This is a genomic window from Pseudomonas sp. GW822-FHT04C11 (assembly GCF_058800905.1).
Genome location: NZ_JBXAMS010000003.1, coordinates 122,268 through 137,582, shown reverse-complemented (window position 1 = coordinate 137,582; position 15,315 = coordinate 122,268). Strand labels below are relative to the sequence as shown.

Genomic DNA, 15,315 nt, shown 5'->3' with positions numbered 1-15,315 from the left:
TGCGCTCCCGATCCTGGATTTTCCGGCCATGCAGAAAGAAACCGAAATCAAACTCCGCGTCAGCCGCGAAACCCTCGCCGCCCTGCGCGAGCACCCGCTACTGAAAAAACGCAACAAAAGTGGCTGGGAACGCCGTGAGTTGATGAACCAGTACTTCGACACGCCAGAACGTGACCTGGCCCGCGCCAAGGTCGCCCTGCGCCTGCGCCGCGATGGCGAAGAAGTCATTCAAACGCTCAAGACCCGTGGTCACAGTGTCGCCGGTCTGTCCGAGCGTAACGAATACGACTGGAACCTGCCCAAAGCCAAGCTCGATGTGAAAAAACTCGACGGCGAATGCTGGCCCGAAGAGCTGGCCGAACTGGACAAGAAAACCCTGAAGGCCATTTTCACCACTGATTTCGTGCGCGAACGCGCAGAAATCGCCTGGGGCCGTGGCAAGACCAAAGTGGTCATCGAAGCCGCGCTGGACCTGGGCCACGTGATTGCCGGCAAGCAGAAAGAAGAGATCTGCGAACTGGAGCTGGAGCTGCGCGAAGGCGAGCCCGCGGCATTGCTGGAACTGGCCGCCGAACTGGCCGCTACCCTGGCGCTGATGCCATGCGATATCAGCAAAGCCGAGCGCGGCTACCGCCTGTTCGACGCCAACAGTTATTCATTGAGCCTGCCGGCGCCGGAGTTGACCTTCGAACTGCCGCTGGACGACGCGTTCGCCGCATTGAGCTGGCACTTGCTGGGCAGCAGCCAGCGTCTGGCCGAGCAATATCGCTTCAACGGCCACTGGCGCCTGCTGCAGGACTGGGTCGAAAACCTGGCTGAGTTGCGTGCGCTGCTCAGCAGCCTGGGTCAAGCCGCACCACGTCAGTCGACTCACGACTTGCGCGTGGCGCTGGATGCCTTGCTGGAAGACTGGCGTCCGTTGGTTCAGGCTGGCCTGGACGACGAAGACGTGCGCAAAGCCGCGCCGGAGCAGTTCCTTGAAGAACTCGAAGACCCGCGCTGGGGCCAGTTCTCGCTGAACACCTCGCGCTGGTTGATGGCCCGCACCTGGACTGCCGATCGCAACGTTCGCGGCAATCGCCAAGGTGCTGCACAACTGGGTAACTGGTTGCCGCGCCTGCTGGGCGAAGAAGCGACGTCCCTGCAATTGCAGCGCTATCAGCAACAGCCGGAAGACCTGGCCGAGCAACTGCCGCGTATTGAACGCATCCAGGCCTGGCTGCACCATGCCCGCAACGTGCTGGACATCCCGGAAATGGATCGCCTGTACGGTGAACTGAACAAACTCGCGCAACTGGCCAACGAGCCGATCACCGACGAAGTGCTGGACGCACGCAAGCAGCAGGCGATTGCGGTGTATCAGAACCGCGCGTGGAAGATGTTGTTGCGTATGTAATCCCACCTGAGGCGAGGGGGCTTGTCGGAACTCCGCACCGCCTCGTTCGGTTGCGCAGCGGCCGCAAACCCGGTGTCCGTGTAATGCCTGATTCACCGCGTTGGTCGGGTTTGGGAGTCCTGCGGCCTCCAACGGGGGCAAGCCCCCTCGCCACAAGCACCCTTTAGCCACGCACTCACACCGCCTCAGCGCAACACCGGCAAACTCGTTGTGGACTTGATCTCCGACAAGGCCACGATCGAGTTGACCTCCTGAATCCCCGGCACCATCGACAGCTTCTCGAAGAAGAAGCGCTCATAGGCTTCGATGTCTGCTGTGACGATCCGCAACAGAAAATCCACCGCGCCCATCAGCACATAACACTCCAGCACCTCCGGAAAACCGCGAATCGCCTCGGTGAACTCCGTGAAGTTCGAACGTCCGTGGGCGTTGAGTTTGATTTCGGCGAAGATTTGCGTGTTGAGGCCGATTTTCTTGCGATCGAGCAAGGTCACCTGCCCGCGAATAACCCCCTCCTCCTTCATCCGCTGAATGCGCCGCCAGCACGGCGACTGCGATAACCCGACCTGCTCGGCAATCTGCGCACTGGAAAGCGAGGCATCCTCTTGCAGCAGTGCCAGAATCCGGCGGTCATACGCGTCAAGCTCGCTATGCATAGAAAAACCCGTAAAGACATTATTTGAGAATTGAACAATTCGATTGAAAGCCAATTAACCCCATCATAGATAAGAAATACCCGGTACCAAATGTAAAAATTTCTCCAGTGTTTTGGAGACCGACCATGCCCCCGCTCGAAGCCGTCAGCAACACCCCTACCCGCGCCGATGTATGGAACGTCAGTAATGCGCATTGTCGCGTGCACTACCAACTGCTGGCCGAGGCCGAACCGGACGTGTTGTGTCGTGCGCTGAATCTGTTCGCGTTGCAGTTTCTGGTTCCGCAGCAGGTCAATGTGCTGCGCGACGACGACCTGCTGTCGATCGGTATCGTCATGGACGGCCTGAGCTGGCACCGCGCCCAGGTCATCGCGGAAAAATTACGTAACCTGATCAGTGTCTGCTCGGTGGAACTGCAAGCGGCTGATTCGCAATGGGTTCAGCCTGCACAGGCCGCCGGCTGAAGCGTTCCGGTAAAGACTCGCAACGATGAATCGGCCGACAACCGAACGGCCGGTCCTGCGGGGACTATTCTTGGCATCTGTGGTCAGAGACGCACCTGTCTACACCATACGTGCAGGATCGTTTCCATAAGGAGCCCGGATGCCCGTTCAACTCGCCACTCAGGATCGCTGGCTGGATCTCAATGACCTGCTGCGCGAACTGGTCGCCCAAGGCTTCATCAGCCAGGACTCGGCCGAACACGCGCTGACCACTCGCCGCAATGCCAGCAACAGCCAGTTGCACCCGCTGGAGTTCCTTGCCAGCCAACACCTCGACGACCTCAGCCGCCCCGGTAAACGCCTGGATCTGGAAAGCCTGACCCTGTGGCTCTCGCAGCAGGCCGGCCAGCCTTACTTACGCATCGACCCGCTGAAAATAAACGTCGCGCAAATTACCTCGCTGATGTCTTACGCCTTTGCCCAGCGCCACAAGATCCTCGCGGTAGCGATCGACCGCGACGCCGTCACTGTCGCTAGCGCGCAGCCTTATGTGCGCAGCTGGGAAGCCGACCTGACCCACGTTCTACAGTTGCCGATCAAACGGGTAGTGGCCAACCCGGCGGACATCCAGCGCTTCAGCGTGGAATTCTTCCGCCTGGCCAAATCGGTCAGCGGCGCAACCAATGCCGATCAGCAAACGAACACCCTGGGCAACTTCGAACAGTTGCTCAACCTCGGCGCCAGCGATCAGGAACCGGACGCCAACGACGCGCACATCGTCAACATCGTCGACTGGTTGTTCCAGTACGCTTTCCAGCAACGCGCCAGTGATATCCACATCGAACCACGGCGCGAGCAAGGCACCGTGCGCTTTCGCATCGACGGCGTATTGCACAACGTCTATCAATTTCCACCGCAGGTGACCATGGCGATCGTCAGTCGCCTGAAGAGCCTGGGGCGGATGAACGTTGCAGAAAAGCGCAAACCCCAGGATGGCCGGGTCAAGACCAAGACTCCGGACGGCGGCGAAGTAGAGTTGCGGCTGTCGACGCTACCCACGGCATTCGGGGAAAAAATGGTCATGCGCATCTTCGATCCGGAAGTGCTGCTCAAGGACTTCGACCAGCTCGGGTTTTCCGCCGATGATCTGCGCCGCTGGCAGGACATGACCCGCCAGCCCAACGGCATCATTCTGGTCACCGGGCCGACCGGTTCGGGCAAGACCAGCACGCTCTACACCACACTGAAAAAACTCGCGACGCCAGAGATCAACCTCTGCACCATCGAAGACCCGATCGAAATGGTCGAGCCGGCGTTCAATCAGATGCAGGTCCAGCACAACATCGACCTGACCTTTGCCAGCGGCGTGCGCGCGCTGATGCGACAAGATCCGGACATCATCATGATCGGCGAGATCCGCGACCTCGAAACCGCCGAAATGGCTATTCAAGCGGCACTCACCGGGCACCTGGTGTTGTCGACCCTGCACACCAACGACGCACCGAGCGCCATCAGCCGCTTACTGGAACTCGGCGTGCCGCATTACCTGATCAAAGCCACCCTGCTGGGAGTCATGGCGCAACGTCTGGTCCGTACGCTGTGCCCGCACTGCAAGGCACCGCTGACGCTGGGCGAAGACGATTGGCAAACCTTGACCCGTCCCTGGCAAGCACCGCTGCCAGGCAACGCCCAACGTGCGATTGGCTGCCTGGAGTGCCGCGACACCGGTTATCGCGGACGCGCCGGGGTCTACGAAATCATGCAAATGACCGACAGCGTCAAAGCCCTGATCAACCCCGACACCGACCTGCTCGCAGTCCGTCGCCAGGCGTTCAAGGAAGGCATGCGCAGCCTGCGGCTGTCGGGCGCACAAAAAGTCGCGGCGGGGCTGACGACAATTGAAGAGGTGCTGCGAGTGACGCCGCAGAGTGAGCAGAAATAGAGGGGTTATCCTGGTCGAACACGCCGATGAACGCTACGGAACTCGTTTGGGGTATTGGCAATCCAACCTGCCAGAAATCCCACTGGAGTCACCCATAATGCGTTTTAAACTTGCTGCCGCTACGTTTGCCTTGCTTTCCCTGTCCGTAGGTTCAGCAATGGCCCGTGATCATGATGATGGCATCTTGCGAGAAGTTATTTCCTCAGGTGCGACCACCGCGTCCACCTACCTGACCTCCAGGGATCACAAGCTGGTCGTCGCCGCTCAGGACGACGCCAGCAGCTTCGTGGCCAGTGACGGCAATATCCGTGGTCCGTACCTGGAATCCGCCATGCAGAAAGTCCGTGCCGACAACCCGGGTTTGAAGGCTACCGACATGGAATTGGCCAACGCAATCCTGGCCAAGAACGCGGTCGCCCCGGAATAATTCTGTTGCTGTAAAAATGCCGCTCTCAAGAGCGGCATTTTTTTTGCCTGTTCATTTGTGAAACCGGTGGGACGCAACACTCGTGGCGAGGGAGCTTGCTCCCGCTGGGGTGCGAAGCGGCCCCAAAACCTGACACCACATACCTTCAGGTAGAACGCGTGTACCAGCTTCACGACTGCTGCGCAGCCGAGCGGGAGCAAGCTCCCTCGCCACAACTATGTATCGCAGGTGGGCAATCACTGCGCTCACGCAAGTGGTATCTCTCAGCGGTATTCGTCCACCGGCACGCAGGCGCAGAACAGGTTGCGATCCCCGTAAACGTTGTCCACGCGGTTCACCGTCGGCCAGTACTTATGCAGCCTGGTGTGCGCGTCCGGGGTCACCGCTTGTTCGATGCTGTAGGGCCGATCCCAGACGCCGGTAATGTCCGCCAACGTATGCGGAGAGCGTTTCAGCGGATTGTCCTCGGCAGACCAATTGCCATTCTGCACCTCGGCAATTTCCGCGCGAATACTCAGCATCGCGCTGATAAAGCGATCCAGTTCCGCCTTGGATTCGCTTTCAGTAGGCTCGACCATCAACGTACCCGGCACCGGGAAAGACATGGTCGGGGCATGGAAACCGTAATCCATCAGTCGCTTGGCGACGTCTTCTTCACTGATACCGGTTTGCACCTTGAGCGGTCGCAAGTCGAGGATGCATTCGTGCGCCACCCGCTCGTTGCGCCCGGTGTAGAGCACCGGGAACGCACCGGACAAATGTTTTGCCAGGTAATTGGCCGAAAGAATCGCCACTTCACTGGCATCCGCCAACTGCGGCCCCATCATCGCGATGTACATCCAGCTGATCGGCAAAATGCTCGCACTGCCCCAAGGCGCCGCGCTGACTGCGCCATTCTGCGGATGGGGTCCCTCGATCGGCACCACCGGGTGATTGGCAACAAACGGCGCCAAATGCGCCCGCACACCAATCGGCCCCATCCCCGGCCCGCCTCCGCCATGGGGAATGCAGAAAGTCTTGTGCAGGTTCATGTGTGAGACATCGGCGCCGATATCCGCCGGGCGAGCCAACCCGACCTGTGCATTGAGGTTGGCGCCGTCCATGTACACCTGACCGCCATGGCTGTGGATAACTTCACAGATTTCGCTGATGCCCTCTTCGTACACCCCATGGGTCGAAGGGTAAGTGGCCATCAGGCAGGAAAGCTTGTCGCCAGCAGCCGTCGCCTTGGCTTTCAGGTCATCGAGATCAACGTTACCGGCATCGTCGCAGTCGACGATCATCACCCGCATCCCGGCCATCTGCGCCGAGGCCGGGTTGGTGCCGTGAGCAGACGCGGGAATCAGACAGATGTCACGTGCGCCTTGCTGACGGCTTTCATGGTATTTGCGGATCGCCAGCAACCCGGCGTATTCACCTTGGGCGCCGGAGTTGGGCTGCATGCAGATCGCATCAAAACCGGTAATCGCGCAGAGCCAGCTCTCCAGTTCGCTGATCATCAGCGAATAACCCACCGCCTGCTCTTTCGGCGCAAAGGGGTGCAGGTTGGCGAACGCTGGCCAGGTGATCGGGATCATTTCGCTGCTGGCATTGAGCTTCATGGTGCAGGAGCCCAGCGGAATCATCGACTGGTTGAGTGCCAGGTCCTTGTTTTCCAGTTGCTTGAGGTAACGCAACATTTCAGTTTCGCTGTGATGGGCGTTGAATACCGGATGCCGCAAATACGGCGTGGTCCGCAACAAGCCGTCGGGAACCCCGGAGATCAGCTGTTCGCCATCCAGTTCGGCGACATCAAGCCCGTGATCTGCGCCCAGGAACACATCAAACAGCTTCGCCACCGTGCGTTCATCGCAGCTCTCGTCGAGACTCAAGCCAACTTGCCCGCGCCCAAGAATCCGCAAATTGATCTGCGCTGCTTTGGCGCTGTCGATGATTGCGGTCTGGCTGCCGCCGACTTCCAGGGTCAAGGTGTCGAAGAAGTGCTGGTTGAGCCGGGTGATACCGTTGCGCTCAAGCCCGGCGGCGAGAATGCACGTTAGCCGGTGTACCCGTTGCGCAATCCGTTTAAGCCCCTGCGGGCCATGGTAGACCGCATAAAAACTGGCGATATTGGCCAGTAATACCTGGGCCGTGCAGATGTTCGAATTGGCCTTCTCGCGACGGATGTGTTGCTCGCGGGTTTGCAGGGCCATGCGCAGCGCGACGTTGCCGCGAGCATCTTTCGAAACGCCGATGATCCGCCCGGGAATCGCTCGTTTGTATTCATCGCGGCTGGCGAAGAACGCTGCGTGCGGGCCGCCGTAGCCCATTGGTACGCCAAAGCGCTGGGACGAGCCAAATACCACGTCAGCGCCCATTTCACCTGGCGGCGTCAGCAACAACAGGCTCAGCAGATCAGCCGCAACGCAGGCCAGCGCCTGCTGCGCATGCAAGTGATCGATCAGCGGGCGCAGGTCGCGGATTTCGCCATGGGTGTCGGGGTACTGCAGCAGCGCGCCAAACACCTGATGCTGTTTCAGGTTATCCACAGTGTCGACGATCAGCTCGAAGCCAAAGCCTTCAGCGCGGGTCTTCACCACGGAAATGGTTTGTGGATGACAGTTCTCGTCGACGAAGAACAGATTGCTTTTCGACTTCGCGACACGCTTGGCCAGTGCCATGGCTTCGGCCGCCGCCGTGGCTTCGTCGAGCAGCGAGGCGTTGGCCAGCTCCAGGCCCGTCAGGTCGATGGTCAATTGCTGGAAATTGAGCAACGCTTCGAGTCGCCCCTGAGCAATTTCCGGCTGATAGGGGGTGTAGGCGGTGTACCAACCGGGATTTTCCAGCACGTTGCGCAAGATCACCGCAGGTGTCAGGGTGCCGTGGTAACCCATGCCGATCAGGCTGGTCCAGACCTGATTCTGTTCGGCATAGCCGCGCAGCTTTGCCAACGCGGCCTCTTCATCGAGCGCAGGCGGCAAGTCCAGTACGCGATTGAGGCGAATTCCCGGCGGCACCGTCTGCTCGATCAGCTCGACACGGCTGCCAAGCCCGAGGCTGTCGAGCATCGCCTGCTGCTCGGCGGTGTCCGGCCCCAGGTGGCGCCGCAGAAAGGCATTCGGGTCTCGTAACTGGCTCAAGGATGGCAACTGGGACATGACGGGCTCTCTCTTGAATGGCGCTCAACGTCGATGCAACTCGATCAAAGCAGCATAGCTCCCCCTGTGCACTCGGCATGGCGTCTTTGCTCAATCAGGCTCATCATGTGCGGCGCATATATCTACCGTCAGCCAATCGGGTGCACTGATCGTCATGAGCCAACTGCCTTTTCTGCCGTTTTCCAAACCTACTATCGATGAAGCCACAATTGCCGCGGTCGGCGATGTCTTGCGCTCCGGCTGGATCACCAGCGGGCCCAAGGTTCAGGCGTTCGAAGCCCAGCTCTCGGAGTTTTTTGGCGGCCGTCCGGTGCGCACGTTCAACTCCGGGACCTGCACCATGGAGATCGCCCTGCGCATCGCCGGGATCGGTGCCGGTGACGAAGTCATCACCACGCCGATTTCCTGGGTCGCCACAGCCAACGTGATTCTCGAAGTCGGCGCCACCCCGGTGTTTGCCGATATCGACCCGATCACCCGCAACATCGACCTGGACCAGCTCGAAGCGGCCATTACCCCGCGTACCAAGGCCATTATCCCGGTGTTCCTCGCCGGTTTGCCGGTGGACATGAGCCGCCTGTACGCGATCGCCAAAAAACACGGCCTGCGCATTATCGAAGACGCCGCCCAGGCATTGGGTTCGAGCTGGAATGGGCAGCGTATCGGCGCCACCGGCGACTTCGTGTCGTTCAGCTTCCAGGCGAACAAGAACGTCACCTCCTCGGAAGGTGGCTGCCTGGTATTGAACAACGCTGAAGAAGTGCGCCTGGCCGAGAAATATCGCCTGCAAGGCGTGACCCGTACCGGCTTCGACGGCCTGGATGTCGATGTACTGGGCGGCAAGTTCAACATGACCGACGTGGCAGCAGCCATTGGCCTGGGCCAATTCGCCCACATCGAAGCCATCACCGCTCACCGCCGCGAACTGGCCAAGCATTACTTCGCCTGCTTCGGCAGCGATTTCGAGGCCAAATACGGTGCGCAGCTGCCACCGGCAGACTTCACCAACAGCAACTGGCACTTGTTCCAGCTGGTACTGCCAGAGCGCAAGGACGGCAAACCGGCCCGTGCGACCTTCATGGAGCAAATGCAGGAACTGGGCGTCGGCATCGGCTACCACTACCCGCCGATCCACCTGCTGAGCCTTTACCGCGAACGCGGTTTCAAGGAAGGCATGTTCCCGGTGTCCGAGCGTGTCGGTCGCCTGATCGTCTCGCTGCCGATGTTCACGGCCATGAGCAAAAGCGATGTCGAGCGTTCAGTGGCGGCGGTGAAGGCTGTATTGCAGGCTTGAGAGCAACGCTTTTGTAGGAGCGGGGGGCGCCTAGCCCTTGCCGGCGATGGCGATCTTGAGAGCGCTATCGCCGGCAAGCCGTGCTCCTACGGGGCGAGCATTACTCGCCGATGGCGTGCTTGTAGCCAGTCGGGTCGAGCAACTTGTCCAGCTCGGAGGTATCCGTTGGCTCGAGTTTGAAGAACCAGCTGTCGTATGGCGCGCTGTTGACCAGCTCCGGGCTGTTGGCCAACTCTTCGTTAACGGCAATGACTGTACCGGAGACCGGTGAGTAGATATCCGAAGCGGCCTTGACCGACTCGACTACGCCCGCAGCTTCACCGGCAGCGAAGACTTTGCCGATTTCCGGCAGCTCGACGAACACCACATCGCCCAAGGCTTCCTGAGCATGGTCTGAAATACCGACTTTTACGCCGCCATCTTCGTCCAGACGGGCCCATTCGTGACTTTCGGCAAAACGCAGGTCTACAGGAATTTCACTCATGTTCTGTGTCCTCAAGAAGAAATGTCAGCGGTGTTGGCCCGCCAGAAAAAGTTAGATCAGGGTTTTGCCATGACGCACGAAGGTCGGTTTGACTACCCGAACCGGGTACCACTTGCCACGAATTTCCACTTCTGCCCGGTCGGCCGTTGCCATCGGCACCCGCGCTAGGGCAATCGATTTGCTAAGCGTAGGAGAGAAACTACCACTGGTGATCTCCCCTTCGCCAACATCAGCGATGCGAACCACCTGATGGGCGCGTAAAACCCCACGCTCTTCGAGCACCAGACCAACCAGTTTTTGCTTCACCCCTGCTGCCCGTTCAGCCTCCAGCGCGGCCCGGCCAATGAACTGACGAGTGGCCGGTTCCCAGGCAATGCTCCAGGCCATATTGGAAGCCAGCGGTGAGACAGCCTGATGAATGTCCTGGCCGTAGAGGTTCATCCCGGCCTCAAGACGCAGCGTGTCGCGGGCGCCAAGGCCTATCGGCGATATGCCTGCACCGACCAGATCGTTGAAGAATCCCGGCGCCTGATCGGCCGGCAGGGCAATCTCCAGACCATCTTCGCCGGTGTAACCGGTACGGGCGATGAACCAGTCGCCGTCGCAGTGACCTTCAAACGGTTTGAGTTGCTGGATCAGAGTGCCACGGGACTGGGTCACCAGTTCGGCGATCTTTTGCCGCGCCTGAGGACCTTGAATCGCCAGCATCGCCAACTCGCTGCGCTCGTGCAGTTGCACCTGATAATTGCCGAGCTGGGCTTGCATCCAGGCCATGTCCTGATCACGGGTGGCGGCGTTCACCACCAGGCGGTAAGCATCGTCCAGGCGATAAACGATCATGTCGTCGACCACCCCGCCCCGCTCATTGAGCATGGTGCTGTACAAGGCACGGCCGACGCTGTGCAGACGTTCGACATCATTGGCCAGCAAATGCTGGAGCCAGGCCTTGGCCTGAGGGCCGCTGACATCGATTACGGTCATATGGGAAACATCGAAAACCCCACAGTCGCGGCGCACCTGATGGTGTTCCTCGACCTGTGAGCCGTAATGCAATGGCATATCCCAACCGCCAAAATCGACCATCTTCGCGCCAAGTGCGAGATGAAGGTCATACAGAGGCGTACGCTGTCCCATGGGTTTCTCCTTCCGGGCGTGGCGAAGGTACGGACAGGCGCTGTATGGTTGAAAGCCTTGAAGTAGAAGGCTTTCAGCCTATTTCAGCGACCCGGTCTGAAGGACGATCCGCACCGAATGCCGCGCATTGTAGCCGCAAGGTGTAGGACTGGCACCTAGCCGTTTTGATGTGCCGAACGTCGAATCAAGCCGATGACCGGCAACAGGCCCACCAGAATCAGTGTCAGCGCCGGCAACGACGCCCGCGCCCACTCGCCTTCGCTGGTCATTTCAAAGATCCGCACCGCCAGCGTGTCCCAGCCAAACGGGCGCATCAGCAAGGTCGCAGGCATTTCCTTGAGCACATCGACGAACACCAGCAGCGCCGCGCTCAACGTGCCGGGCAGCAGCAACGGCAGATACACTTTGAAAAACAGTCGTGGCCCACTGACACCCAAACAGCGTGCAGCTTCTGGCAACGACGGACGGATCCGCGCCAGGCTATTTTCCAACGGCCCGTAGGCCACCGCGATAAAGCGCACCAGATACGCCAGCAACAGCGCCGACAGGCTGCCCAGCAGCAACGGTTTGCCCGCGCCGCCAAGCCAGTCCGATAGCGGCACCACCAGTTCACGGTCCAGGTAACTGAACGCCAGCATGATCGATACCGCCAGCACCGATCCGGGCAAGGCGTAGCCAATGTTGGCCAGGCTGACCCCGGAACGAATCGTCCGGGTCGGAGCCAGGCGCCGGGCAAATGCCAGCAACAGCGCGACGCTGGCGGTGATCAGCGCAGCCATGGCGCCCAGGTACAACGTATGGATGATCAGCCCGGCGTAACGCTCATCCAGGTCGAAGCGCCCGCGCTGCCAGAACCACGCCACCAGTTGCAGCAATGGAATGACAAACGCACAGGCAAATACCAGCCCGCACCAACTGCTGGCGGCCATAGCCTTGAGCCCGCGCAGGTGATAAAGCGCCTTGCCCCGTGGCCGCTCGTTGCTCGCCCGGCTGGCGCCACGCGCACGCCGCTCGCCGTACAGCAGCAACATCACCACCAGCAGCAACAGGCTGGCCAGTTGTGCGGCGCTCGACAGGCTGAAAAAGCCGTACCAGGTTTTGTAGATCGCCGTAGTGAACGTGTCGAAGTTGAACACCGACACTGCGCCGAAATCCGCCAGCGTCTCCATCAATGCCAAGGCCACACCGGCACCAATTGCCGGCCGGGCCATCGGCAAGGCCACGCGCCAGAATGCTTGCCACGGTGATTGGCCGAGCACGCGTGCAGCCTCCATCAGGCCTTTGCCCTGGGCCAGAAACGCCGTGCGCGCCAGTAAATAGACGTAGGGATAGAACACCAGCACCAATACCAGAATCACCCCACCGGTGGAGCGCACGCGCGGCAATCGCAAGCCGCTGCCAAACCACTCGCGAAGCAGGGTTTGCACAGGACCGGCGAAATCCAGCAGCCCGACAAAAACGAACGCCAGCACATAGGCTGGGATCGCAAACGGCAACATCAGCGCCCAATCCAGCCAACGCCGCCCGGGGAACTCGCAGAGGCTGGTCAACCACGCCAGGCTCACGCCCAACAGCGTGACGCCAATCCCGACGCCGAGGATCAGCGTCAGGGTGTTGCCTAGCAGGCGTGGCATCTGGGTGTCCCACAGGTGCGACCAGATCTGCATATCGACGGTTTGCCACGACAGCAGCAACACACTCAGTGGCAGCAGCACCAGGGCGGCAACGACGAAAACCAGCGGATACCAACGGCGTTGGGCGGGATGGGCCAAGGAAAGTCTCTGAAAAGTGCGGAGCCGACGCAGTAATGCAGCCGGCCCCATTTTGTGGCGAGGGGGCTTGCCCCCGTTGGGTTGCGAAGCAGCCCTTGGTCAGCTACTTCATTTCTTCAGTCAAAGCGTGTCAGCCAATATTACGACCGCTTCGCGCTCGAGCGGGAGCAAGCTCCCTCGCCACAACAACAGTGGAGTCAGTTCCAGCCGGCGCGGTCCATCAGGCGGATGGCTTCGGCCTGACGCAGGCCAGCCACTTCAACCGGCAGGGTGTCCCGGATGAACGTGCCCCAGGCCTCGACTTCCGCGGACGGTTTCACCGCCGGGTTGGCCGGGAACTCCTGGTTAGCGTCGGCGAAGATCTTTTGCGCTTCAGGTGTGGTCATCCATTCCACCAGCGCCTTGGCGGCTTCCGGGTGCGGGGCGTGCTTGGTCAGGCCAATGCCCGACAGGTTCACGTGTACGCCACGGTCGGCCTGGTTCGGCCAGAACAGTTTGACCGGAAGATCCGGCTTCTGCTGGTGCAGACGGCCGTAGTAGTACGTGTTGACGATACCGACGTCGCATTGCCCGGCGCTGATCGCTTGCAGTACGGCGATGTCGTCAGAGAACACGTCTGTGGACAGGTTGCGCACCCAACCCTTGAGGATCTCTTCGGTTTTTTCCGCGCCGTGGGTTTCAATCAGGGTTGCAGTCAACGACTGGTTGTAGACCTTCTTCGCGGTACGCAGGCACAGCCGGCCTTCCCACTGCTTGTCGGCCAACGCTTCGTATGTGCTCAGGTCCGAGGGTTTTACCCGGTCGGTGGAATAGGCGATGGTCCGCGCCCGCAGGCTCAGGCCGGTCCAGGCGTGAGACGCAGCGCGGTATTGCAGCGGGATGTTGGTGTCGATCACCTTGGAGGTGAACGGCTGCAGGATGCCCATTTGCTCCGCCTGCCAAAGGTTGCCGGCATCGACGGTCAGCAGCAGGTCGGCGGTGGCATTCTCGCCTTCGGCCTTGATGCGCTGCATCAACGGCGCTTCCTTGTCGGTGATGAATTTCACCTTTACGCCGGTTTTTTGGGTGTAGGCATCGAAGACCGGTTTGATCAGCTCGTCGATACGCGAGGAGTAGACCACCACCTCGTCGGCGGCCTGGGCGGTGGTGCCGACCAGGGTCAGGGCGAGGGCTGTCAGTAGACGCTTCGGTGCCAACATGGGAGCGGTCTCTCGAAATCAAAAATGAGTCGAAATGATAAGGACTCACATTTAGCTTCTCAACCGATCCCGCCCTGGAGGAGTTACCAGATGTTGCACCGTCGGAGATTGTTGGTGAATGTGCTCGCGATGAGGGCATCAGCACTGATACAAAATGTCAGGCCTTGGCCAATGCCGGCAGATCCCCGATCAATCCAAGCGCTTCGCGCACAAACAACGCCTTGGCTTCGGGCATCTGGTCGACCATTTTCAACCCGGTATTACGCAACCAGCGCAGTGGCAACGGGTCGGCCTGGAACAAGCGCTCAAAGCCTTCCATCGCTGCCATCAACGCCAGGTTGTGCGGCATGCGCCGACGCTCGTAGCGGCTGAGGACCTTCACATCCGCCAGGCGCTCACCACGGCTGGCCGCCTGCAGCAGCACTTCAGCCAACACTGCGGCATCGAGGAAACCGAGGTTGACGCCCTGCCCGGCCAGCGGGTGAATGGTGTGCGCGGCATCGCCGATCAGCGCCAGGCCTTCGGCCACATAGCGCTTGGCGTGGCGCTGGCGCAACGGCACGCAAAGTCGCGGGTCGGCGCTTAGCACCTTGCCCAAACGCCCTTCGAAAGCGCGCTCCAGCTCTCGGCAGAAACCTTCGTCATCCAGCGCCATCAGGCGTTCGGCTTCGCTCGGGGTGGTCGACCAGACGATCGAGCACCAGTCCTGCTGGCCATCCCGCTCCAAGGGCAGGAAGGCCAGCGGGCCGTAATCGGTAAAACGCTGCCAGGCGGTCATCTGATGCGGCAGCGAGCTGCGAACACTGGTGACGATGGCGTGATGCAGATAATCCCACTCACGAGTCGCGACACCGGTGAGACGACGCACCGCCGAGTTGGCGCCGTCCGCCGCGATCACCAGCGGTGCGCGCAACGTGCGGCCATCGGCCAGCGTCAGTAGCCAGTCGTCGCCGGAACGGCGCATCTGCTCCAGACGCGCATTGGCCAGCAGGCCGAGGTCGCAATCATGCAGGCGATCGAGCAGCGCATCCTGCACCACCCGGTTTTCGACGATATGCCCGAGTGCCTCGGCGTGGACGCTGGTGGCCGAGAAGTGAATCTGCCCGGTGCCGCTGCCATCCCAGACGTGCATGTCGGAATAAGGGCTGCTACGCCGGCTGACAACGCCGTCCCACACCCCCAGACGCTCCAGAATTCGCTGACTGGCGGCCGACAAGGCGCTCACTCGAGGCTCGAATGCCGACTGCGCATCGAAGGGTTTGACGCTCATGGGGCTGCCGTCGAGCAGCAGGACTTCCAGCCCGCTGTTCTGTAACGCCAGCGCCAACGCGCTCCCGACCATTCCGGCCCCGACAATCAGCAGATCTGCGCGCATTTCCATGCTTTAAGCCTGTCTCGCTTGCGGCGTGAGCCGCACGTAAAGGGGTTTAT

At 60.5% G+C, this 15,315-nt stretch carries 12 protein-coding genes; 5 read left to right on the top strand and 7 right to left on the bottom strand.

Annotated features, from left to right (window positions below):
• Positions 1-28: 28 nt before the first annotated feature.
• Entirely contained in the window at positions 29-1,396 is a 1,368-nt protein-coding gene (locus AC1RJ3_RS06175) for a CYTH domain-containing protein (protein WP_493077968.1), read from the top strand.
• A gap of 185 nt (positions 1,397-1,581) precedes the next feature.
• On the opposite strand, the gene AC1RJ3_RS06170 is transcribed toward AC1RJ3_RS06175, so the two are convergent.
• Complete coding sequence (locus AC1RJ3_RS06170) at positions 1,582-2,052, bottom strand: Lrp/AsnC family transcriptional regulator (RefSeq protein ID WP_054594557.1); 471 nt, start codon at positions 2,050-2,052, stop codon at positions 1,582-1,584.
• 125 nt (positions 2,053-2,177) lie between these two features.
• On the opposite strand from AC1RJ3_RS06170, the gene AC1RJ3_RS06165 reads away from it, so the two are divergent.
• From AC1RJ3_RS06165 to AC1RJ3_RS06155, 3 genes are all read left to right on the top strand, one after another.
• Entirely contained in the window at positions 2,178-2,516 is a 339-nt protein-coding gene (locus AC1RJ3_RS06165; protein ID WP_347928285.1) for an ACT-like domain-containing protein, read from the top strand.
• 139 nt (positions 2,517-2,655) lie between these two features.
• A complete protein-coding gene (gene tfpB / locus AC1RJ3_RS06160) occupies positions 2,656-4,437 on the top strand; it encodes a type IV pilus assembly ATPase TfpB (protein ID WP_489110773.1) in 1,782 nt (593 codons plus the stop codon).
• 97 nt (positions 4,438-4,534) lie between these two features.
• Complete coding sequence (locus tag AC1RJ3_RS06155; protein ID WP_103317793.1) at positions 4,535-4,864, top strand: DUF2388 domain-containing protein; 330 nt, start codon at positions 4,535-4,537, stop codon at positions 4,862-4,864.
• A gap of 263 nt (positions 4,865-5,127) precedes the next feature.
• Here AC1RJ3_RS06155 and gcvP read toward each other — a convergent pair whose 3' ends face one another.
• Positions 5,128-8,001, bottom strand: coding sequence for an aminomethyl-transferring glycine dehydrogenase (gcvP, locus tag AC1RJ3_RS06150; protein WP_493077964.1), 2,874 nt, complete (start codon positions 7,999-8,001; stop codon positions 5,128-5,130).
• A 154-nt stretch (positions 8,002-8,155) separates the two neighbouring features.
• Between gcvP and AC1RJ3_RS06145 the strand changes: the two genes are divergently transcribed.
• Positions 8,156-9,295 carry a DegT/DnrJ/EryC1/StrS family aminotransferase gene (locus AC1RJ3_RS06145; RefSeq protein WP_103317799.1) on the top strand — a complete coding sequence of 380 codons (1,140 nt, stop codon included), beginning with the start codon at positions 8,156-8,158 and terminating at the stop codon, positions 9,293-9,295.
• Between the two features lie 100 nt (positions 9,296-9,395).
• Here the strand turns inward: AC1RJ3_RS06145 and gcvH are convergent, their stop codons facing one another.
• From gcvH to AC1RJ3_RS06120, 5 genes are all read right to left on the bottom strand, one after another.
• Complete coding sequence (gcvH, locus tag AC1RJ3_RS06140) at positions 9,396-9,779, bottom strand: glycine cleavage system protein GcvH (protein ID WP_054594563.1); 384 nt, start codon at positions 9,777-9,779, stop codon at positions 9,396-9,398.
• A gap of 51 nt (positions 9,780-9,830) precedes the next feature.
• Positions 9,831-10,913: a glycine cleavage system aminomethyltransferase GcvT gene (gcvT, locus tag AC1RJ3_RS06135; RefSeq protein WP_493077962.1), complete on the bottom strand. Its 1,083-nt coding sequence runs from the start codon at positions 10,911-10,913 to the stop codon at positions 9,831-9,833.
• A 155-nt stretch (positions 10,914-11,068) separates the two neighbouring features.
• Positions 11,069-12,685 (bottom strand): ABC transporter permease, encoded by a 1,617-nt coding sequence (locus AC1RJ3_RS06130; RefSeq protein ID WP_493077960.1) that lies wholly within the window; start codon positions 12,683-12,685, stop codon positions 11,069-11,071.
• Between the two features lie 197 nt (positions 12,686-12,882).
• On the bottom strand, positions 12,883-13,884 hold the full coding sequence (locus AC1RJ3_RS06125; RefSeq protein WP_493077958.1) for an extracellular solute-binding protein: 1,002 nt from the start codon (positions 13,882-13,884) through the stop codon (positions 12,883-12,885).
• Positions 13,885-14,041: 157 nt separating this feature from the next.
• Positions 14,042-15,259, bottom strand: coding sequence for a 2-octaprenyl-3-methyl-6-methoxy-1,4-benzoquinol hydroxylase (locus tag AC1RJ3_RS06120; RefSeq protein WP_173859941.1), 1,218 nt, complete (start codon positions 15,257-15,259; stop codon positions 14,042-14,044).
• Positions 15,260-15,315: the final 56 nt, after the last annotated feature.

Bases quoted from the DNA above. Each gene is read 5' to 3' on its own strand.
- gcvH (WP_054594563.1), bottom strand. From the start codon at position 9,779: ATGAGTGAAATTCCTGTAGACCTGCGTTTTGCCGAAAGTCACGAATGG.
- tfpB (WP_489110773.1), top strand. From the start codon at position 2,656: ATGCCCGTTCAACTCGCCACTCAGGATCGCTGGCTGGATCTCAATGAC.
- AC1RJ3_RS06170 (WP_054594557.1), bottom strand. From the start codon at position 2,052: ATGCATAGCGAGCTTGACGCGTATGACCGCCGGATTCTGGCACTGCTG.
- AC1RJ3_RS06120 (WP_173859941.1), bottom strand. From the start codon at position 15,259: ATGCGCGCAGATCTGCTGATTGTCGGGGCCGGAATGGTCGGGAGCGCG.
- AC1RJ3_RS06175 (WP_493077968.1), top strand. From the start codon at position 29: ATGCAGAAAGAAACCGAAATCAAACTCCGCGTCAGCCGCGAAACCCTC.
- AC1RJ3_RS06145 (WP_103317799.1), top strand. From the start codon at position 8,156: ATGAGCCAACTGCCTTTTCTGCCGTTTTCCAAACCTACTATCGATGAA.
- gcvP (WP_493077964.1), bottom strand. From the start codon at position 8,001: ATGTCCCAGTTGCCATCCTTGAGCCAGTTACGAGACCCGAATGCCTTT.
- AC1RJ3_RS06165 (WP_347928285.1), top strand. From the start codon at position 2,178: ATGCCCCCGCTCGAAGCCGTCAGCAACACCCCTACCCGCGCCGATGTA.
- AC1RJ3_RS06125 (WP_493077958.1), bottom strand. From the start codon at position 13,884: ATGTTGGCACCGAAGCGTCTACTGACAGCCCTCGCCCTGACCCTGGTC.
- gcvT (WP_493077962.1), bottom strand. From the start codon at position 10,913: ATGGGACAGCGTACGCCTCTGTATGACCTTCATCTCGCACTTGGCGCG.
- AC1RJ3_RS06155 (WP_103317793.1), top strand. From the start codon at position 4,535: ATGCGTTTTAAACTTGCTGCCGCTACGTTTGCCTTGCTTTCCCTGTCC.